19 protein-coding genes and 1 tRNA gene are annotated in these 21,149 nt (G+C 43.5%); 7 read left to right on the top strand and 13 right to left on the bottom strand.

Going from position 1 to position 21,149, the window contains the following annotated elements:
* Positions 1-36 precede the first annotated feature (36 nt).
* Positions 37-1,707 carry a sensor histidine kinase gene (locus JWG45_RS14805; RefSeq protein WP_205280454.1) on the bottom strand — a complete coding sequence of 557 codons (1,671 nt, stop codon included), beginning with the start codon at positions 1,705-1,707 and terminating at the stop codon, positions 37-39.
* Between the two features lie 244 nt (positions 1,708-1,951).
* Between JWG45_RS14805 and JWG45_RS14800 the strand changes: the two genes are divergently transcribed.
* Genes JWG45_RS14800 through JWG45_RS14790 form a run of 3 tightly spaced genes read left to right on the top strand, consistent with a single transcriptional unit; the run spans position 1,952 to position 4,489 of the window.
* Entirely contained in the window at positions 1,952-3,178 is a 1,227-nt protein-coding gene (locus JWG45_RS14800) for a DUF445 domain-containing protein (RefSeq protein ID WP_205280453.1), read from the top strand.
* Positions 3,168-3,500, top strand: coding sequence for a hypothetical protein (locus JWG45_RS14795; protein ID WP_232380706.1), 333 nt, complete (start codon positions 3,168-3,170; stop codon positions 3,498-3,500). The genes JWG45_RS14800 and JWG45_RS14795 overlap by 11 nt, the downstream gene beginning before the upstream one ends.
* Positions 3,497-4,489, top strand: coding sequence for an alpha/beta hydrolase (locus JWG45_RS14790; protein WP_205280452.1), 993 nt, complete (start codon positions 3,497-3,499; stop codon positions 4,487-4,489). The genes JWG45_RS14795 and JWG45_RS14790 overlap by 4 nt, the downstream gene beginning before the upstream one ends.
* Positions 4,490-4,493: 4 nt before the next feature.
* Here JWG45_RS14790 and pgsW read toward each other — a convergent pair whose 3' ends face one another.
* The 7 genes from pgsW to JWG45_RS14755 form a co-directional block, all read right to left on the bottom strand.
* Complete coding sequence (pgsW, locus tag JWG45_RS14785; protein ID WP_205280451.1) at positions 4,494-5,594, bottom strand: poly-gamma-glutamate system protein; 1,101 nt, start codon at positions 5,592-5,594, stop codon at positions 4,494-4,496.
* Entirely contained in the window at positions 5,591-6,049 is a 459-nt protein-coding gene (gene pgsC / locus JWG45_RS14780; RefSeq protein ID WP_205280450.1) for a poly-gamma-glutamate biosynthesis protein PgsC, read from the bottom strand. The genes pgsW and pgsC overlap by 4 nt, the downstream gene beginning before the upstream one ends.
* Positions 6,037-7,215 carry a poly-gamma-glutamate synthase PgsB gene (gene pgsB / locus JWG45_RS14775; protein WP_205280449.1) on the bottom strand — a complete coding sequence of 393 codons (1,179 nt, stop codon included), beginning with the start codon at positions 7,213-7,215 and terminating at the stop codon, positions 6,037-6,039. Before pgsB ends, pgsC begins: the two co-directional genes overlap by 13 nt.
* Positions 7,216-7,221: 6 nt before the next feature.
* Positions 7,222-8,481 carry a SpoIIE family protein phosphatase gene (locus tag JWG45_RS14770; RefSeq protein ID WP_205280448.1) on the bottom strand — a complete coding sequence of 420 codons (1,260 nt, stop codon included), beginning with the start codon at positions 8,479-8,481 and terminating at the stop codon, positions 7,222-7,224.
* A gap of 59 nt (positions 8,482-8,540) precedes the next feature.
* Positions 8,541-9,659, bottom strand: coding sequence for a PAS domain-containing sensor histidine kinase (locus JWG45_RS14765; RefSeq protein ID WP_205280447.1), 1,119 nt, complete (start codon positions 9,657-9,659; stop codon positions 8,541-8,543).
* A 118-nt stretch (positions 9,660-9,777) separates the two neighbouring features.
* The gene (locus tag JWG45_RS14760) at positions 9,778-10,167 is read right to left on the bottom strand and encodes an FKBP-type peptidyl-prolyl cis-trans isomerase (RefSeq protein ID WP_205280446.1); all 390 of its coding nucleotides are present in this window, start codon (positions 10,165-10,167) and stop codon (positions 9,778-9,780) included.
* A complete protein-coding gene (locus JWG45_RS14755; protein WP_205280445.1) occupies positions 10,164-10,559 on the bottom strand; it encodes an RNA recognition motif domain-containing protein in 396 nt (131 codons plus the stop codon). Before JWG45_RS14755 ends, JWG45_RS14760 begins: the two co-directional genes overlap by 4 nt.
* A 166-nt stretch (positions 10,560-10,725) precedes the next feature.
* Here JWG45_RS14755 and JWG45_RS14750 point away from each other — a divergent pair, with 166 nt between their 5' ends.
* From JWG45_RS14750 to JWG45_RS14740, 3 genes are all read left to right on the top strand, one after another.
* Positions 10,726-11,772 (top strand): serine/threonine protein kinase, encoded by a 1,047-nt coding sequence (locus tag JWG45_RS14750; protein WP_205280444.1) that lies wholly within the window; start codon positions 10,726-10,728, stop codon positions 11,770-11,772.
* A 160-nt stretch (positions 11,773-11,932) separates the two neighbouring features.
* Positions 11,933-14,221, top strand: a complete 2,289-nt coding sequence (locus JWG45_RS14745; protein ID WP_205280443.1) for an inorganic phosphate transporter — start codon at positions 11,933-11,935, stop codon at positions 14,219-14,221.
* Positions 14,222-14,351: 130 nt separating this feature from the next.
* A complete protein-coding gene (locus JWG45_RS14740) occupies positions 14,352-14,843 on the top strand; it encodes a GNAT family N-acetyltransferase (RefSeq protein ID WP_205280498.1) in 492 nt (163 codons plus the stop codon).
* Between the two features lie 253 nt (positions 14,844-15,096).
* Here the strand turns inward: JWG45_RS14740 and clpX are convergent, their stop codons facing one another.
* The 5 genes from clpX to JWG45_RS14715 all read right to left on the bottom strand — a co-directional run bounded on the left by clpX (position 15,097) and on the right by JWG45_RS14715 (position 19,153).
* Complete coding sequence (gene clpX, locus JWG45_RS14735) at positions 15,097-16,359, bottom strand: ATP-dependent Clp protease ATP-binding subunit ClpX (protein ID WP_205280442.1); 1,263 nt, start codon at positions 16,357-16,359, stop codon at positions 15,097-15,099.
* Between the two features lie 15 nt (positions 16,360-16,374).
* Entirely contained in the window at positions 16,375-16,989 is a 615-nt protein-coding gene (clpP, locus tag JWG45_RS14730; RefSeq protein WP_205280441.1) for an ATP-dependent Clp endopeptidase proteolytic subunit ClpP, read from the bottom strand.
* Entirely contained in the window at positions 16,986-18,341 is a 1,356-nt protein-coding gene (tig, locus tag JWG45_RS14725) for a trigger factor (RefSeq protein ID WP_205280440.1), read from the bottom strand. Before tig ends, clpP begins: the two co-directional genes overlap by 4 nt.
* Positions 18,342-18,380: 39 nt before the next feature.
* Positions 18,381-18,452 (bottom strand) — tRNA-Gly (locus JWG45_RS14720).
* Between the two features lie 62 nt (positions 18,453-18,514).
* Positions 18,515-19,153 carry an arylesterase gene (locus JWG45_RS14715; protein WP_205280439.1) on the bottom strand — a complete coding sequence of 213 codons (639 nt, stop codon included), beginning with the start codon at positions 19,151-19,153 and terminating at the stop codon, positions 18,515-18,517.
* Between the two features lie 63 nt (positions 19,154-19,216).
* On the opposite strand from JWG45_RS14715, the gene JWG45_RS14710 reads away from it, so the two are divergent.
* Positions 19,217-20,950 (top strand): glycoside hydrolase family 3 protein, encoded by a 1,734-nt coding sequence (locus JWG45_RS14710; protein WP_205280497.1) that lies wholly within the window; start codon positions 19,217-19,219, stop codon positions 20,948-20,950.
* The last annotated feature ends 199 nt before the right edge of the window (positions 20,951-21,149 follow it).

Raw genomic sequence — 21,149 nt, 5'->3', positions numbered from 1 at the left:
CAGGTTCCACGGCCTCTCCGTCATTACAACCAAATTTCACTCCTTCCAACCGTCAAAAAGCATCCGAAGAAAAAAACCTTTTTCGGTTTTAAGAGATAGTTTTGCGTGCAGTTGTTGAGAAAGCATATCGATCAATTTAAGACCAAGTCCGTTCTGCAACTCCTGTGCTTGATCCAAATCGAAACCGACTCCGGTATCCCTGTATTCCAATTCCACTTGTTCGTTTCTTTTTTTTAATAACAAAAAGATCTCTCCGTTCTGATCATCCTCGAACGCATATTTTAAGGAATTGGTAAGAAGTTCGTTCAAAATCAAACCGATCGGAATGGCACGATCGATGGACATAAAAAAAGAATCTTGCAAATCGTGAATTTGAACCTTTTCGGATCGGCCATAGATGGATAGCAGGTTGGAGGAAAGGGAAAAATAATAACTTTTGAGATCAACTTTTGCAAGGTCATCCGATCGGTAGAGCTCCTCGTGTACGAGCGCCATCGATTTTACTCGCAGTTCGCATTCCCGTAAAACCTTTTGTAAATACGGATTCTCGTTAAATTCGGAATGAAGACTCAAAAGACTCGAAACGATCTGAAGATTGTTTTTTACACGGTGGTGAATTTCCTGCAACATCAGTTCTTTTTCTTTTAAGGAGTTCTCCATTTTTTTCTGGATGAGTTTTCTTTCCCGAATATCTCGAACTACCGCGAGAAGACGTCCGTGTTCCAGACTGACCGCATTGATCTCTACCGGAATCAGACTTCCGTCGGCGCGGCGGATCACCCTTTCTCGAATGAGAGTGCTTCCTTCCTCTAAGCGGAGTGGAGATTCCGAAAGATTGTCCGAGTCGATCATATCAAACGCAGTCATCCCGAGCATACTCTCCTTGGGATAACCGGTAAGTTCCGAGGACATCGGATTGGCCTCTTCTATACTACCGTCGGGTCCGATCAAAACGATTCCGTCCGCCGCGAGCTCGATCAGGTTTCTGTATTTTTTTTCGCTGATCGCCCTTGCTTCCAAGGCCCGATTTCTTTCAGTAACATCGTGTATGATGGAATAAAGATAGGTTTTATTGTTTAAGGAAATGGGCCCGGAAAAAACCTCCACGTCCCGATGGATTCCGGATTTCAATCGATGGATAAAATTGAAGTGAAGTCTGTTTTCGGAACTCGCGAGCAACATTTCAGTTTTGATCTGTTCCGGATTGAGAAGATTGATATCACTGATTCTCAGTTTTAAAAATTCATCTCGAGAATATCCGTAAAACTCAAGAGCGGACTCGCTAACGTTTACGATCTTTCCCGTTTCGACTTCGATGATAAGTTTGATCGCGAGATTCTTATGAAAAATTTGGAAAAAAAGATCCTCCATCCTTTTTTCGATCTGAAAACGAAATAGACGAAAAAGAAAAACGTCTTCGCTTAACAATTCTACGAACCCTTCCAGCCTGACTTCCTGATCCTGAGAATCCAAAAGAATCAGACTTCCCTTCCAAAGAAAATCCTGGCTCCGAATCGAATTCCAATCTCGGATCAGTTTTGGAGCCGTTAGAGTTTGCAAATTCGAATATCCGAGATTTTCGAGAAGATTCGAATCCGCGCTCAGAATTTCCCCATTCTTTCGAAGAAGCAGATTCCATTGGATGGAAACTCCCTCCCTTGGATTCAACATTCCGTCGGTGGCATTCGTTTGCTGGTTTGGACTCATGAGGAGGAAATCCTTACAATGACTCCCTTTCTATAATCCTGCAATTGAAAATTCAAATGAGGCATCGATGGAAAGATGAAAATCAATGTAGAAATTTTGCTCGAATCGCTCCGATAGGGCTTTGAAAACACTTCTTTTCTGATTATTTTATTCTAATTGTTAGAAAAAAAAGGTTTGCCTGGTTGATCCGGACCCTCGAACTTGCAAGAAGTTGAAAAGTATAGCGTTTGCTACAGGAAATTTTATGGAATTTTTCGCCCAAAACAAAGAGTTGCTCGGAATCCTGATGATGCCCATCACCTACGGATTTGTAGGTTGGTTTACCAACGTCGTCGCCTTAAAAATGACCTTCTATCCCTTGGAGTTTGTAGGAATTCCCCCGTATTTAGGATGGCAGGGTATCGTTCCGAGGAAGTCGCAAAAGTTAGCGCTCAAATCCGTGAACATCATGACCGAACGTTTGATCAAGGTGGAGGACTTCTTTTCCAAGGTCGATTCGGATCAATTGGAAAAAGAATTTCAACCGGTTTTGGATCAGCTCATCCCCCAAGCAACTCGCGAAATCATACATCATATCAACCCTTCCCTTCGTTCCCGATTGGAAGGCGACGAAGAAGCGAAAATCATCTCCGGTGTTCAGAAAAAAAACGAACATACGGTTAAGAATATTATGATACAGGTAAAGGAGAACGTTTCGAGCGTTTTCAACTTCAAATCCCTGGTTCTTCGCAAACTAACCGGGCCCAACGTAAAACGAATCGTGGATATTTTTCAGGAAGTGGGAGCAAAAGAATTTAAGTTTATCGAACACTGCGGTTGGTATCTCGGAGGTGCGATGGGAATTCTACAAGCGCTCGCCTGGAATCTTTTTCCTTATTGGTGGACGCTTCCGATCCAAGGCGTGGTGGTCGGTTATATCACAAACTGGGTCGCGCTTACGATGATCTTTCGTCCCTTGTATGAAAAAAAAATCGGCCCCATCCGTTATCAGGGGCTTTTTCTCAAACGTCAGGAAGACGTTTCTAAAAAATATTCCAACGTATTTGCAACTCAAGTATTGACCGCAAGAAACGTCCTCGAAGAAATCTTATACAAACGGGTGGCGCGTTCCTTGGTGGAAACAATCCAATCGGAAACGGAATCCGCGGTCCAACGTCTGCACCTAAACGGAACTTTGGACGGTGAGACGAGCGACGAGAATTCAGAGTTTGAAACTTCCAAAAAAGAAGTGATCACAAGAGTTTCCGATTCTTTGGCGAACAGTTCCAACAAACTAGAAACTTATATGGGAAGGGCGATGTCCATCGAGAACAATATGTTCAAAAGGATGAAGGATCTTCCGCCTGAAGAATTCGAACCGATTCTTCGTTCCGCATTTCAAGAAGATGAATACGTTTTGATATTGATCGGGTCCGTGTTGGGAGCGATCGTCGGACTTTTCCAAGGAATTTATATGCTCTATGTTTCTTAAAGACGAGGACCGAATGAAAACGATTCAGTTGACTGAGGATTCTCCCGAACTCTTTCTCAAAAAAGTGCAGAAAGCACTCAGCGGAAAAGAACTCGGTTCCATTGTAAGCTTTCATCTCGAAGATCAAAAACTTACCATTCGTTTCGCGGGTTTTGGAGAATCTAAAATCTGGTATTCCATCCGCAGGTCGGAAACAGGTTTTTATGAAGCGATCAAACTCAAAGAGAAGATCGCGTTCACCCATCTTGCGTTTCGTTCCGGAATAGAATTCGAATTAAGAAGCTTGATGGAACGCTTCGGGGCCAAAATATCGGACGAATGAAGAATAGGAATCTTTCGTCAGACAAAAAATATATTTCAAAATCGTTACAAATTCCGATCGGAGATTCTCAAGTCATCGCGGCCGAAGTTTACGGTGCATTCCCTCTCTTAAAAAATTCTCCGGCGCCGGTGATTTGTATCCACGGTCTTACCGGTAATCTCAAAAACTTCGCTCCTCTCGCGAGAGATCTCGTAAAACAAGGTCTCACCGTAATCACTTACGATCTTCGAGGAAGAGGAAATTCTTCCAAACCGGAGATAACCTATTCTCATACTTTGCACGCCGACGACCTTTTAAAGATCATCGACTTTTTAAAAATCGAAAAAGCCAATCTTCTCGCACATTCCTTGGGTTGTTGGATCTCTTTGGCGTTTGCAAAAAAATATCCGCAGAGAACGGGAAAACTCTGTTTGATCGACGGAGGAGGACAACTTTCCATCGTAAGAAAGATTTCCAATCTTCTTATGATCCAGGAATCCTTACAACGACTCGGGAAAAAATTTTCTTCAGAGGAGGAATATCTAGAACTCGCGAAACGTTCCCCTATTTTGAGTTCTTGGAACGAAGATATTGCAAATTTTCTAATATACGAATTGGAAAGGATCGACGAAAAAAATAATTCCTTCTATCGGTGTAATATTCCGGAAGAGGTCATCGATTCCGAATTGGTTCAGATGGGAGGCGCGAGAAATCCGTTAAAAATTTTCATAAATTTTTTAAAAAAACCGATTCAAAGTTTTCGAATCTTACAGAAGAATCGTGTTCTTCCCTATTCTAAAATTTCCGCGCCGGTTTTGATCGTTCGCGCCGGAAAACCCAATTTTAAAAAAGGAGACGAACTGCTTCCGGATTCCGCAATCGCCACTTTTCAAAAAGTCTGGAAGGATTCGGTCTTTCTCACCCTTCCGGATAAAAATCACTACGAAGCGATTTTGCTTCCGGATCTAAAACGTGACGAAACGATTTCCTGGTTTTTCTCCAAGGCCTAATCCTTCAAAGATGGATCGTATTTTCTTTCTTCGTTTCTCCGAGCGAAATCCAAGGTGATAGTTTCCAAATCAGAAAACAAATCAGAAAAAAGAAACCTCCTGCGATCCGACGATCCATTGTTTTTGTATAAAGAAGATTCGAGGTCCCCGGTTTTGAAACAACATCTTTCGTATAACGCATTCCGGATTCTTCGGAGATCGATTCGATTCCGATCACGTGAAGAACGGGGATTTTTTTTTCGAGATAGTATTTTAGAATGGAATCGGGCAGTTCTGAGAATTCTTCCATTCCGTAAACAAGGCCTTTGGGGATTTTCTTTTTCCCCAAACTTGTCCCCGTTGAAACGGTACCGCCTCCGACGTTGACATAGAGAGACACATTCGATTTTTCATAGATACGAATTCTTTTCAGAAGCGAATCCTCAAAGGACTCGACCGAAAGATAAGGATATCCGTTTCTTCGGATCGAATCCCGAATCCGAATCAATCCGACTTTTCCGATTCCGATGCCTTGGTCGTCGATTCCTCCGGTTGAAAATACATTCGTTTTTTGGAATATATAACCTTCTTGAAATAAAAGATTCTCCATATCCGGCCATAAAAGATCAGTAAGATTGGCTCCATACTGCGAAGAAGATACGCTTCCGATCGTGTTTACTCTGATACCGATCGCGTCAGCGGCCGCGAACAAGGCGATATTTAAAGCGGGAAAAGATCCTGAAATTCCGACGGCGATCTCGTCTCCTTTTTTTAAACCGACTTTTAAAAACTGATTCACAAACCAAATCGCAAAGTCCGGATGAATCGAGGCCTGTTTGGAGGCCAATTTTCCGGAAGAACTCGTAACCGGAGAAAGTTCAAGCCCGATCAAACCGGAACGGCTCGGATCCAAATCGGAATCGATTTTCAAACCCTTTTCCTGTCTGAGCCTGGCGATTCTTTGAATGCACAAAAATGCCCTTTGACTCGCGTCCTGTTTGAGTTTGAATTCGGAAACCGGTTTTACTTCCGGAAAAAATTCGACAAGTCCCCAAGCGAAAAGGGAAAACAAACTCAGTGCAATGATGAGCAAAGAAGAACGATTTCGTAAAAACCAAACCTTCATCGTACCATCGATTCTCCCAATAAAAGGATCAACAAAAGCCGAACCAAAGAGGAACAAAGTATGGTCGCAGAAATCGTACGAAGCAGCCCCTGTTTTTCCGCAGAAATCGCAAGTAAACCGGGAACGATATGACCGATCCACCTAAATTCCAAATCTCTAATGGATCCGAAATAGAGTTGTTCCATTTCCTGAAGACACAGGGAAATAAGAATCGAAAGTAAGAGAAGAAGGACGATTTTTCTTTGACCGAAGGATAAAAACGAACCTTCCACGATTCTGTAAATTCCGAACGTCAACAAGGAACTCGCGAATAAAAAGAATAACGTCCAAGGTTGTAAAAGAGAAAGCGCAATATAACCCGGAACTACCCACCCTCCGGGATAAAGTCCCGTTTTTTCCCAAAGAAAAAATCCGAGAAAAATACCGATCCCGATCGATAAGGTTAAGATTTCCATTCTTTCTCCCGCATTTTTTCCAAGGACAGAATCTGATTTCGGAGCCAAACCCTTCCCTCTCCTTCGAAGTTTCCTGCTCCGATCCAAATATTAGAATTTTGAATATTCGAGTCCCATTGTATAGAATCTGTTTTTTTTACGGACAGCACCCGAGCGTTTCCAGTATAAATGGAAGTAAAAAGTCGATATCCAGTTCCGAAAAAATAAATCGTATCCAAATTCGAAATCTTGGAAAGATAAGACGCAAATTCTTTAGTCCTTACCGGTCTTTCTTTTTTGGAAGTAAAAACGACGTTCACTCTAACGGAAGAAGTTTCCCTTTCGACCGAAAGGAGGATTTTCTCCCAAGAAATCGTATCGTTTGCGGCAAACGCAAAAACAAAAATCTGTTTTGACTCCCGGAAGCTAAACTCGCGGATTTCAAGCGCGCCGGGATCGGGATTCGTTTTGAAAATCCCTTTTAGAATCTCGTTTTTTTTCAAACCTAAGTTTTCGCAAAGAGCGACCGCGATTTCTATATTCTCGATATGTTCCGGATAACGCAAGGAACTTGCAATTTTTTGAATATACTCTTCGGAGATTTTAGGAACTCCGAGAATCGCGTCCGTATTTTTTTGTTTTGCGGGAGTGGTCCAGTCCAGATTTTCCAGAGATCTTCCGTATAAGAGAATTCCGTTTTTTGGAATCGTCAATAAAAAACCGTTTCGAATCTCCTCCTTCGAATTTGAGTATTCGCCGTGATCCGGTCTTATGTTTGTGATTACTGTATGAGTCGCGTTCAGAAGAATCGATTCAGAATCCTTTTGATACTGCGGTTGAACCGCCATACATTCCACCACTACGGCCCGAGGTTTGTTTTTTGCTATAAAATTTAAGAACGTAATCTGTTCGGAAATGGAAACCTTATTTCGAAAAATGCGCTTCTCACTGCGATCCGGAAACAAAAGACTCGCAGCCGAACCGGTTGTTTTCGCAAAAACGTTCCAACCCGCTTCCACAAGAATGGAATGAATGAGGCGGGTCACCGAAGATTTTCCTCTGGTTCCGTTTACGTGGATTCGAATCGGAATCCGGGCCAGGGAATCTGAGTGTTTCTTTTTTTCCAAAAATAGAAATACGACAAAAAGTAAAAACGAAACAGAAAGAATCGAAATCGAAAAAAACATATTGGGTCAGACGTTGGATTCTAAAGAAATGAGAATCGCCGTGATGTCGTCCTGAATTTTTTGTTTTCCGAGGTGATCCATCAGAGCCTGTAAAATTGCGGGAATGGTTTCTTCCATCGGCTCTTTGAATTTTTTAGCGAGAAGATTTTGAACAGCAAGTTCGCCAAACTGCTGTTTATCGGAGTTAAATTCTTCGTAGATGCCGTCGGTGAGTAAAAAAAGTCTGTCCCCTTCTCGATAATTTAAGGAAAATATTCCGTAGCTGTTACCCGGATCCAATCCTAAAAGAGAACCCGTGCGATCGAGTCCCATCACAAGATCTTCGGATAGAAAAAATTGGGGAGGATGTCCTCCGGAAGAATATATGATTCTTTTTTGGTTCGTATCGATGTCGGCCAGAAAACAGGAAAAAAACATTCCTATGTTTCCGAAATTCTTACAATACTCGTGATTGAACTCCGTGAGAATTTTTCCCGGATCGAGGTCCTTTTTTTTTATGGATTCTAAAATTCCTTTGAGAGTCATCGTAAGGAGTGCGGCTTGAATCCCGTGTCCGGTCGCGTCGGCCAGAAAAACCCTCAAAACACCGGGTTTGATTTCGAAAAGATCGTAGAGATCGCCCCCGACTTCCATCATCGGAAGATATGCGGAATGAACCTTGATTCCCGAAATCGCGGGAATATCCGAAAGAATTTCGGATTGAAGTCGTTTCGCGAGGCTGAGTTCCTCCTTCATGGATTTGTAATATCCCGCGAGTAATCTGGATCTTTGTCTGACCTTTTCCTCGAGTCGTTCGAGGAGTTCCTCTTTTTCCCGATCCATTTTTTTGAGAGCTTGATTGGCTCTTTTGAGCTCCATTAGAATTCTATGTTTTTCTGATATATCACGGATGATGATATGATATTGATAAGAATCCTCCGGCCCCGTTACGGAAACTGAAACTTCCGAGATCAGAATCGATTTATCCTTTCGAATGAGCCGAATCGGCCCGAAAGGTTTTTTCCTTTTTTTATCAGGAAGTTTGGCGACATTTTTTAGAATTCTATAAAAACGATTTCGAACCCGGAGCGGAAACTGGTGTTCGATCGTTTTTCCCAGAAGTTCCGAGGCTAAAAAACCGGACATATTCTCCGCGGCGGGATTGATGAGAAAAACACGAAAATCCTTGTCTAAGGATACGATCGCGTCGATCGCGGAATGAAACAAGAGTGAATAACGTTCCTCGGGGTCGTAACTTTTCTGTTCGAAACTCGTGGGACCTGTCATAGTGTGTCGGAAGGGAGTCTATTAGAATGAATTCTGTCCTTCGCAAAGTCAAGGATCTTTCAGAAGGATTCCGGAAGGTCGACGTAAAAGCGGGTTGCCCCTTTTTCGGATTGAAAGGAAAGTTCTCCCCCCATCTCTCGGACTAAGTTGTAAGAAACAGTAAGCCCGAGCCCCGTACCCTTTCCGATCGCTTTCGTAGTGTAGAACGGATCGAAAAGTTTATGTCTGTTTTCATCCGCAATTCCGATTCCGGAATCTTCCACGATCGTTCGGATAAACTTTCTGCCTTGTTTTTGAAGAGGAGTCCAAGAAACCCTGAGAATTCTCTGCTGGTTCGGATTCGTATTGCTTTCGATCGCGTCCTTTGCGTTGGTAAGAAGATTGAGATAAACCTGTCTGAGTCTTCCCGCGGAACAAACCGCGTAAACAGGAACTCCCAGATCCGGGACCACCGTTTCAATCTCCGATTTTCGAAAGCCGTTCTTCAAAAGTCCGAAGGTACAACAAAAGATCGAAGTCAAATCGTGGATCTTGACTTCTTCTTTTTCCAAACGTGTGAAAGTAAGCATATCCCGAACAATCTCCGAGATCCGATTACTTTCTTGGAGTATGATTCCGGCGTATTTTCGAAGCGGGTTTCCGTTTTCAATTCCGTTAAAAACCATTTCCGCATAGTTGATCACGCCCATCAACGGATTGTTGATTTCGTGAGCGACCCCTGCGGAAAGAGTTCCGATCGCTTCCAGTTTTTGTCTTTGTATCCAGGAATCGGTCGGTTTTTCCAAACCGGGAAAGGGAGTTTCGTGAGAAGGTGAATGAAGAGAAGAAGCATTCGCCGCAAAAAGAGAAGGTTCCAAATACGCAAAGATTTGAAGTTCTTCCGGATCGAACGCGAAGGTAACCGAATAAAACTTTTGAGAATCGTCTTTTGCGAGGATTAGAATTTCATAATTTGGATTGTTTTCCGAGTGTTTGAGATCGGGCCAAAGAGAAGGATCGGAGAAATCGGGGATTTCATTTCTAAATTCGCAAACTGCGGTCCAGTTTTTTCGATCTTCTAATTCCGATTTAGAATAACCGGAGGCTTTACAAAAGGCGGAATTGGCTTTTTTGATTTCAAAGGATGGCTCTAAAATGCAGGCCGGAACCGGGGATAGTTCAAAGAAGTTGTATGGCATCCGGTTCTAAGCGTTCACAGTTTGGGAAAGCTCCTCCAATCTATGAAAATTAGAACCGGAAATCGGTCAGAATCTAACGTCAGAATCCGGTAAAAATTGTTTCAAAACGATAGAATGTTCAGTACACTTTTAGTAATTCGACTTCAAATACGAGAGTGGAATTGGGAGGGATTGCAGCGCCCGCTCCACGAGATCCGTATCCCAACTCGGGAGGAATCGTAAGTTTGCGAATTCCACCTTCTTTCATTCCTCTTACGCCTCGATCCCATCCTTTGATGACTTCACCCGCGCCTAAGTTGAAAGTGAAAGGAGCCCGGCGATCTCGAGAACTGTCGAACTTTTTCCCGTTTGTAAGAGTTCCCACATAGTGAACGGTAACGTTAGATCCGGAGAAGGCTTCTTTTCCGGTTCCAACACGAATGTCTTTGATAATCAAATCCTCAGCGAACGCGGGAACCGCCGATAAAACTAAAAGACTCAATACAACGCTCAAACGAATCGATTTCATTTTCCTCTCCCTCCGGTTCTTCTGACTCCGGCTCCTGAAAATCCCCCTGCCTTCGCTTGGCTTCCGTGAACCTTACCGGAACCGGAAACTCCTTTGAGGGATTGTTTTCTTTCGAATTCTTTCTTCAATTCTTCGGAATCTACAACGGCGATTTGTTTGCCGGAGATTTCTTTTTTATTCAACGCCGCGATTGCTTTTTCACCGGCGGAATCTTCCATCTCGACGGATCCATAGGATAAAGAACGACCTGTGGTTTTGTCTTTTTTAATATTTACTTCCTGAACCGTTCCAAACTCCGAAAAAATCTTTTTCAGCTCGTCTTCGGTAAGTTCCTGGGGCAAATTTCCTACTGATATCTTCATGATTTTTCCTTCTCGGGAATCAATTTGCAAAATCCAATTCTATTGAAAACCAAATTCCAGAATGAGAATACACAAAACTCTCCGGTTCTGAACAAGATTCTAAGAAAAAAAATATGAGGACACAAAACAAAGAACCAGGGAGAATCCGACGTTTTTGTCTTGGAAGCAGATTGGAAACGGGAATCCTGGAGAGCAAATGGCCGATTTTTTTCAACTCAATCCCGGTGAAATTCTTACCTTAGCGGAAAGGGCGGGATACGAACCCTCCGGTCATTGTATGGCTCTCAACAGTTTGGAGAACCGGGTTTTTGATCTTCGTATGGAAGACGGAACTCATATCATTTCCAAATTCTACAGACCCGGAAGATGGACTCGGGAACAGATCTTGGAAGAACATCAATTCCTCCTGGATCTAAGAGAAGAAGAAATTCCCGTCTGCGCCCCGCTTTTGTTCCCCGATGGAAATAGCCTCGCGAGCTTCCAGGAGGAAATCTTTTATTCTTTCTGGCCTCGAGTCGGAGGACGTTCCCCGGACGAGCTGAGTCCGGACAATTTAAGAATTCTGGGAAGACTTTTAGGAAGAATCCACAACGTCGGTCAGTCCAAAACCCTAAAACGCAGAATCAACTTGGATTCTAAAACCTACGGAACGGCGCCGTTGGAAACTCTGATCCAAGGGGATTGGATTCCATCCAATTGCCGAAAAGAATACCAAGAAACGGCTCTTCGGATCTTGGATCTTTTCCAAGAAAAAATCACTTCCGTTCCGATGCATAGAATTCACGGAGACTGTCATAAGGGAAATCTTCTGAACGGAAAAGAAGGTTGGTTTTTTGTGGACTTCGACGATTCTTTAAACGGTCCGGCGGTCCAAGATTTCTGGATGCTCCTTTCGAGAGGACAAGAAGGCATCGAAGAAAGAGAACACCTCGTTTCCGGTTATCGGGAATTTCGGGAATTCGACGATCGTTGGTTTGAACTCATAGAAATTTTAAGAGCCATGCGATTTATCCACTACTCGGCTTGGATTTCCACCCGATTTGAAACCGATCCTTCCTTTCCCACGGCTTTTCCGCACTTTGTCGGAAACGAATACTGGGAAAAAGAGACTCTCGAGCTCAAAGAACAATACAAACTCATCCTCGGTTCCTTAGGGGATGCACATTTCTTTTCTGTTGCCGATTCCCCTAAGCCGGAAGAAGAACTCACGAATAAGGATTTTTTTTGGGACCTCGAGGATTAACCGGTTGCTTTTGTAATAAAAAAGTAATAATCACAATCGGGCCCGGAACAAAATTTCAGTTGTCCGACTCTCCCTATGGAAAAGACTAAAAAAGAACTCGATAATTCAAGATTTTAAGCGAAAACTGTAGATTCTACAAAACTATAAACGGAAGCGTTTCATGGACTTTTTCCTCATCATTGTAATCCTTATGGCCATTCTCGGAGTCGGCGACCTCTTAGTCGGGGTTTCAAACGACGCCGTAAACTTTACCAACTCAGCAGTCGGTTCCAAGGCCTCCTCCAAAAGAATCATTCTGGTCGTTGCCGGAATCGGGATCATCTTGGGTGCACTTTCTTCCAGTGGGATGATGGAAGTCGCAAGAAAAGGAATCTTTCATCCGGGCGGGTTTGCGCTCCAGGATCTTATGTTTTTATTCTTAGCCGTAATGCTAACGGATATCGTTCTTTTGGATCTTTATAACACCCTCGGACTACCGACCTCAACGACCGTGTCTCTCGTGTTCGAGCTTTTAGGTGCGGCTCTTGCGATCGCATTCTTAAAAACCGGAACTTTAAACGGAGCGTTTCAAATCATCAACTCCGAAAGCGCGTTAAAAATCATCTTCGGGATCGTGACGAGTGTGATCGTCGCCTTCTTTTCCGGGATGATTTTACAGTTCTTCTTTCGTTTTATCTTTTCTTTCGATCTAAAAAGAACGATGAGATACTTCGGAGGTCTTTTCGGAGGACTTTCGGTTACTACCGTGATCTTTTTCACCCTTCTGACGGCGATGAAAGGTTCCGCTCTAATCCCACCGGAGATGAGCAAATTTTTGAACGAGAATTTTACCAACATCCTTCTGATCAGTTTCGCCGGATTTTCGATCCTCTTTCAAGTTTTAGTATTATTAGAATGGAATATTCTCAAGTTCTTGGTTTTGGTGGGAACCGGTTCTCTGGCGATGGCGTTTGCAAGTAACGACCTTGTAAACTTTATCGGGGTTCCGCTCGCGAGTTTTTCAACGTGGACTTTGATACAACAAGGCGGGGATCCTACGGCTTTAGCGACCGGTCTTGCCGGAAACGTTTCTACTCCGAGCTTTCTTTTGTTGGGCGCCGCCTGCGTGATGCTTTTCCCGCTCTGGTTTTCGAGAAAAGCAGAATCCGTTACACAAACGGAAGTCACTTTAGGTTCTCAAGGGGAAACCTTGGAAGCATTTAACACAAGTTTAGTGGCTCGCGTTTTTGTTCAAATCGCTCTGGGAATCTATCTACCGATCAAAGCGATTCTTCCCGCGAGTGTGAGAAACTTCATCGGAAGACGTTTTGAAAACAGAAACACATTAGAAATCATGAAAGTTCACGAGACGGAAGCTTTCGACTTGCTCCGAGCTTCCGTGAACATCCAGATTTCGAGCGCATTGATCCTGATCGGAACGCTCTACAAACTTCCGCTTTCCACGACGTTCGTAACCTTTATGGTGGCGATGGGAACTTCGTTGACGGACGGAGCTTGGAACAAGGAGAATTCGGTCAATCGAGTAAGCGGAGTTTTGACAGTCGTAGGCGGTTGGTTCTTTACGGCGATCATCGCGTCGGCAACCGCAGGAATCATAGGTTCCATTCTGTACGTCTTCGGATTTTCCTCGGTTTTTGTTCTTGTGATCGTCGCCGGTCTTCTGATTTTTCTTTTTGGAAGAATTCATAAAAAACGCCAAGACACCTATGACGAAAATCTCGAAAAACTGATCACTCTTAGAAAACATCCGGAAAGGGCGCTTTCCAGAACGATATCTTCGATGCTCGCGAGTCTGAGTGTGGCGAGAAAAGCTCTCAACAACGCGTGTGCGGGTTATGTAAACGGTAAGAAAAAGAATTTCAGACAAACTCAGAAACTTCTGAAAGACTTAAAGAAGATGAGAGAAAATTCTCTTTCCAGTTTTTTATCGATCGCAAACAAACATCTCGAAGAAGAAGACTTGGCGTCCATCCATCCGATCACGGATTCCATCAATCACCTGGATCGAATCACCGAAAGTATCTGGAATATTTTGAGAACTTCCTCCAACGGAATCAATTCTTTCCACGAAGTTTCCAAAGACGAAAAGGAAGAAGTGAAAGAGCTCAGAAAACAGGCGACAAATCTGATGGAACTCCTTGCAGATTCGGATAAGTTTCCTGATCTTTTGGAAAAAGCGAGATCGGAGAAGAAGACAAAAAATCTCGAAAAGGCAAAACAAAACATCTACAAAAGCCAGATGAAACGAATCAAAAAGGGAGACAGCAAACTGAAATCCAGTGTCTCTTACTTTGTGATCATCGACGAACTCATCGACATCAACGAAAATCTTCTTTCCTTAGCGGAACAGTTGAGTGTCGCGATTCCTTGGGCGGAGAAGAAAAAATTGGAATTACAAGGTAGATCCGTTCTCGCTTCGAAAGGTGAGGAAAAGAAAAAAAAGAAGTAAACATCTTCGCGATTTAGGAAATTAAATCGCGAACCTTCCTTCAGTTTCGATCGCGCGTTGAAAAAACGCGCTTAGAATTCGAGTCGACACAATCCAAATTGAACCCTGAGATTTTGTTAGGAATTTTTCTCTGGAAATAGAAATCACATCATACCCGTCCTTCGAAAACAAATACGACCGAGGGATCGAAGTTTTATTAAGTCGCGCCTATGTCGAAGCCGGTTTTACGGATCCTACAGTCGCTCAAAAATTTTTTAGCATCGAAGAAGTCAAAAAGCGGGGAAAAATTCTATTGGGAATCGATTCGATCGAAGCAGTGGTCGGCATGGTGATCGTAGGAATGAATGAGAATCCATATCGACAAATCGCAGAAATGGACGAAGCGGAAATGCAGCTCTTGGCGACGTTGCCGACCGTCCGACAAAAAGGAATCGGGGAAAACCTCTGCCGACATTTTGAAATCGAAGCGAGAAGTTTGGGGTTTTCAAAGGCGGTTTTATCCACACAATCCTCGATGGAGGCGGCACACAGACTCTATGAAAAACTCGGTTATAGAAGGGATCCGTCTCGGGATTGGATACGAAGCGACCGACAGTTTTGGGTCTACGAAAAAAAAATTTAACCTCCCCTTCCTTTTTCACCTTCAAACAAAATCGGGATTCCGCATTTTTAGAACCCATTTTGGAAGTAAAAAAGCTTTTCTCTCGAATCTTCTGCAAAAAGGCACGGTTGTTTTCAGAGGACAAAACACGAAAAAGAAATCGAATTCTTCGTCACAGCTCGCCCTTTCAGCCCTTTGAATAAACCAAAAGGCCGTATCTGACTTCCAGCGGGAAACTCAAATCACGCCGCTCCGGAAAGATATTTTGACGGAATTATGCGATCTTAGATTCTTTTTTTAGAATGAGAGTCGGCATCACACGATCGGAAATTACTTCTCCCGTGATGATTACTTCTTCAATGTCTTTTCGAGAAGGAATGTCAAACATCAAATCCAGCATGATATTTTCCACGATGGCTCTGAGTCCTCGGGCTCCCGATTCTCTTTTGATCGCGAGTTCCGCGATACGATCAATCGCATCTTCACGGAATGTAAGTTTTACATTCTCGAGTTCCAATAAACGAGTGTATTGTTTGAGAACGGAGTTTTTCGGTTCGCGGAAGATTTGTTTGAGCATATCCACGTCCAGCTCTTGGAGTGTCGCTACGATCGGCAAACGTCCGATAAATTCAGGAATCAATCCAAACTTGATTAGATCTTCCGGAATCACCTGTCCCATCAACGCGTCCTTACTGTCCGACTGAGGTCTTGTCTCTTCGGATCCGAAACCGATCGTTTTCACGCCGGTTCTGGACTTGATGATGTTCGGAAGATCCACAAAGGCTCCTCCGAGAATGAACAGAATATTCTTGGTATCGACTTGTAAGTATTCCTGGTGAGGATGTTTTCTTCCACCCTGAGGTGGAACGTTGGCTACGGTTCCTTCTATAATCTTAAGAAGCGCTTGTTGAACACCTTCTCCGCTCACGTCTCTTGTGATCGAAGCGCTGTCCGACTTACGCGCTATCTTGTCGACCTCGTCGATGTAGATGATTCCGATCTCGGCCTTCTTGATATCGTTGTCAGCGTTTTGGATGAGCTTGAGAATGATGTTCTCAACGTCTTCTCCCACATATCCTGCTTCGGTCAATGCAGTCGCGTCTACGATTGCAAAAGGAACCTTGATAATTCTGGCAAGAGTCTGAGCGAGAAGAGTTTTCCCACTTCCGGTAGGTCCGATCAAAAGAATATTCGATTTTTCGATTTCGATATCGGATTTCTTTTCTTTCAGATTTACGCGCTTGTAGTGGTTGTAAACCGCTACCGAGAGGGCTTTCTTTGCGTGATCTTGTCCGATGACATACTGATCTAAGATCGCTTTGATATCAGCGGGGCTTGGAACCTCGCTGAATACTTCGGTTTTCTCGTGAGTATGATCGTGATCTTCCGCAATGATTTCATTACAAAGAGAAATACACTCGTCGCAGATGTAAACACCCGGGCCGGCGACTAAACGTTTTACTGCATCCTGTTCTTTTCCGCAAAAAGAGCAGAATAGTTTTTGTTTACCGTTGGTTCCCGGTGTTTTTTTCGCCAAGGGAATTTCTCCTGATTAAGCTGGGGCAGCGACTGGCGCTGTTTTACTGCGGTCGATATCGATTACGGTGTCTAAGATCCCGTAGTTCTTCGCTTCTTCCGCGGTCATATAAAAATTTCTTTCGGTATCTTTCTGAATTTGCTCCACACTCTTTCCGGTGTGTTTGTGATAGATTGCGTTCAGAATTTCCTTGAGCTTGAGAACTTCTCTTGCTTGGATCTCGATATCACTTGCCTGACCCGTTGCCCCGCCCATTGGCTGGTGCATCATGATTCTGGAATTCGGCAGTGCGGAACGTTTTCCCGGAGCCCCGCCCGCCAAAAGAAGTGCGGCCATCGAGGAGGCCTGACCCAAACAAAGGGTTCTTACGTCAGGCTTGATGTATTGCATCGTATCATAAATCGCAAGACCGGAAGAAACATAACCTCCGGGAGAATTGAGATACAAATAAATATCTCTCTCCGGATTTTCCGCTTCCAGGAATAATAGCTGGGCAGTAATCACGTTTGCGTAATCGTCGTTGATTGCGTTTCCGAGAAAGATGATTCTATCTTTTAAAAGTCGGGAAAAAATGTCGTAAGAACGCTCTCCCCTGCTCGTTTGCTCGATCACATACGGAATTACACTCATGCTTTCTGTTCTTCCTTTTGGTTCAGATATTCTTTTACCTGGCCAATGCTCAATTTGTCAGTATATTTCTTTTCTACAAGATCAAAGAGGGTATCATCCACTTTTTTCGCGAAAAAATTCTCTCGATAATTATCCATGAGTTTTCCCTTTTCCAGCTCTTTTTTAAGATCGGACAGAGAAATCTGGTAACTTGACGCAAGTTTTTCCAGATCGGCGTCAAAATCTGAATCGGAATACACGATGTTCTCCGTCTGAGCGATCTTTTGACGGGTAAAAAAGTGCTTCAGGCGGGATTCTGCGAGATTTTTAAAGGATTCTTGTACTTCTTTCAGATCTTTTTTGATCATCTCCGCGTATTTTTCCATCGTAATGTGGGGAAGACGGAATTCGTGGATCATATTGTGGAAAACGTGCTCGGATTCTTCTTTTACATAGGATTCCGGGAAGATAAACTTAGAATCGTCGATGACTTCCTTGTAGATCTCTTCCATCTTCTTATTCTTTACCCCGTCTTCAAAACGTTCCTTCAGATTCTTACGAATCTTATCTTTGAGAGCGCCGAGAGACTCGGAACCGTCGAATTCGGAAGCGAGATCGTCGTCCACGGGCGGAAGAATGTTTGCATACTGCGCTTTTACAGTCACGGAATACTCAAAGGACTTTCCGGCGACTTCGTTCTGTGCGTAGTCCTCTGGGAATGCGTGGACAAAATCCTTACTTTCGCCCGTTTTCAAACCGTAGAGATTCTCATCAAACCCCTTGAGATTGCTCTCGTGACCTAAATGATAGTCGTTGGATGTATTACTTGCATTTTTGGGTTCTTGACCGGATTCGCGAACTACATATTCCATATCAATAATGTCCCCGCTCACGGTGACTTGGCCCTCTTCTTTTAGTTGTTTTCGGGCCAATTGTTTACGAATGGTTTCGATCTCTTCCTGCACGTCAGCGTCCGAAACGACGACTTCGGGAAGTTTGATCTTGATCTTCTTATATTTTCCGAGTGTGATTTCCGGATTGGTTTCATAGACCGCGGTCGCGATGAGAGTTTTTCCGGGTTGATAGTCTTGGATTTCGAATTTCGGAAACCGGACCATCGGGTGTTCTAATTTTGTGATGATGGAAGTCATTCCATCCACGATGAGAGTGTTGATCGCGTCACTCGCCACCGCATCTCCGAGATGACGTTTCACCATCTGGAGAGGAGCCTTGCCTTGACGGAAGCCTGGAATTTTTACGTCTTTCTGTTTTTCCGCGTAGGTTTTTTCAAAAGCTTTCTCGATATCGGAAGCTTCGAAGGTAAGTTTAATATCAACGGTAGCGTTCGAATTCTTTTTTGTTTTATAATCCATGATGTAAATCGGCCTGGAGGAGAAGAGTATAGAAGAAAAAGCGGGAAACGGGATTCGAACCCGCGACCCCCTCCTTGGCAAGGAGGTGCTCTACCACTGAGCTATTCCCGCGATTATTCAGGTAGATCCATGATTTTCGGCAAAAGTCCGGTGTAAACTCACTTTTTGGAGAATCATCTTTTCCTTAGAATTTTTTGAAAGAAGGGTAAAAGATTTTTTGCAAGAATCCGATGTCCTTCCGCGGTCGGATGAATCCCGTCTTTCTGATTGAGTTTTTTATTTCCGGCGACTCCGTTTAAAAAAAACGGAACCAGAGGAAGGTTTTCTTCTTTTGCGATTTTTGGAAAAATGGATTCGAATTTTTTTCTATATTCTTTTCCAAGATTGGGAAAGGTTTTCATCCCGATGAGAAGAATTTTTGATTTTGGATTTTTCTTTCTCACTCGAGAAAGAATTTCTTTGAGATTCTTTTCGGTTTGATCCGGTGAAATTCCGCGCATCGAATCGTTCGCTCCGAGTTCGAGGACGAACAAATCGAACGGATTCGAAAGTGCCCAATCCAGACGGGACAGACCGCCCGAACTCGTGTCCCCGCTCATTCCCGCATTGACGGACTTTACCGAAATTCCTTGTTTGAAAAGTTCTTTCTCCAAAACCGCCGGATAGGCTTCCTCTGGTGAATTGAGTCCGAGTCCTGCAGTAAGACTATCCCCAAAAAAAAGAATCCGAATCGGGGAAGTTTTGGAATCGGCAAAAAGAGGACTTAAACTCAGAGAACAAAAGAGGATCAAGAGGAATTGGAAACGATTCATAACAAGGCCTACCCGAAGGAATTTGTTTTTACAGAATTCAACGTTCTTATATCCTGTCAAACTATGATCCGACGTTTTCTCTTTGTGTTCCTTCTTCTTTTGGCTTTCCTTACGGCTTTTTACTACATTCCTTCTTACCAACAAGAACTCCAGGCAGACGGCTGGGACGGTTATTTAGAATCTCAAGCAAAGTCGATCGTGGACAAAATGTCTCCGGAAGAATTGGCGGGCCAAGTGATCCATGTTGCGATTCCCGGGAAAACCTTGGATCAGACTGCTGAAAAAGAGATCGAGGAGATTCTTCCGGGAGGAATCATTCTTTTCGGAATGAACCTAGGGACCAAACAGGAAATTCTCAAACTCAACTACGAACTTCAGAGAAAAAGTTTAAAACATTCTAAACTTCCTCTTCTCATTTCCGTGGATCAAGAAGGTGGAAGAGTGCTTCGTGTAAAAGACGGAGTGACTCAGTTTCCGGGTGCAATGGCGCTCGGGCAGGCAAAAAACGCGGACTACGCATACAAAGTGGGTTTTGTCACCTCCTATCAACTTCGGAAACTCGGACTCAATTTGGTTTTCGCTCCGGATTTGGACATCAACAACAATCCGGACAATCCCGTCATCAATACTCGTTCTCTCGGAAGTTCTCCCGAGATGGTTTCCAAAGCGGGAATCGGTTATGAAAAAGGCGCAAGACTCGGAGGTGCGATTCCGACGATCAAACACTTTCCGGGACACGGAGATACAAACGTAGACAGTCACTTAGGACTTCCTAAGATCGATAAGAATTTGGAAGAATTGGAAAAGATGGAACTCATTCCTTTCAAAGAATCGATCGCACAAGGCGCTGAAGTCGTGATGAGCGCGCATATCTTATATCCGAAATTGGATCCAAATCTTCCCGCGACTCTTTCTTCTAAAATTCTTACGGGAATCTTAAGAGAAAGAATGGGGTTCAAAGGTGTGATCATCACCGACGCGATGGAGATGAACGCCATTTCAGTTCACTACAAAGACACGGATCCGGGAGTTCTCGCTCTATTAGCAGGTGCTGATATTCTTCTTATGACGAGCTGGGGAAAAACCACTCGCGACATGAGAGATCAGATTCTAAACGCATACAATAAGGGAACCTTTCAAAAAGGAGAAAGGGATCTTTTGAAAGAAGCCGCTTATAGACAGATTCTTCTCAAACTCAAACACGGAATCATCTACGAATTTTCGGCCAAAAAATCAAATCCAAAGGAATTGTCTCCGATGGAAGAAAAAGAAATGACGTTCTTCCAGGATCAGATCGCAGAAAGAGAAAAGATTTTTTTGGAAATTTTTTCTCCGACTTTAAATGCTGACGTTTCGAGAGCCGCAATCGTTTCGTTTCCGGAGGCATTCGTACCAAACTCGGTAAAGACTGAAGAAACGATCTTTGCCGTTCGAGGAAAAGAATTTGAAAGCGTTCTCACCGAAAAGAATCTTACAAACTCAAATAGTGGAAAAATTGCGGCCCTCGTAAAAGAAAATAAATTCAAAAGAATCGTTCTTACGTCTTTTAGCCAACTGGAACTCGATCTTGCGGCCGGAATCGCGAAACGTTATCCGACATTGGAGATCGTTACTCTTCACTATGGAACTCCATTCTTAAAATTGAATTCTCTTCCCAATCTAAGAATTCTTTTTTCTTTTTCCCCTACGGTTGAATCTAAAAAAGCCCTTCTTTATACGGTGGTGGAAAGAACAACTCCGGTTCCGGTCGTCGATTTGATCTTAAAGAACTCGAACGAAAAGACCTCGGCGAAATAAGAAGGATCGCAAAAGTTCTCTTGAGACTCTGACCTCGTCTGGCTTAAGCTGATTTTTGTCGGAGTTCCTACAAAACAAGAAGCAAGTTTTCTACTTGCTGAAAACGTAATTTTATGATAGAGAAAATTTTCCCGATTCTTCCCACCACCTCACCCCCCACCCAAGGTCAGGGTGGGGCGCGCGACTTTTACGGTGGATC

It is taken from the genome of Leptospira ainlahdjerensis, assembly GCF_016919175.1.
Lineage (GTDB): Bacteria > Spirochaetota > Leptospiria > Leptospirales > Leptospiraceae > Leptospira > Leptospira ainlahdjerensis.
Note: the sequence above shows the minus strand (reverse complement) of the source record. Positions and strands in the feature narration are given on the sequence as shown.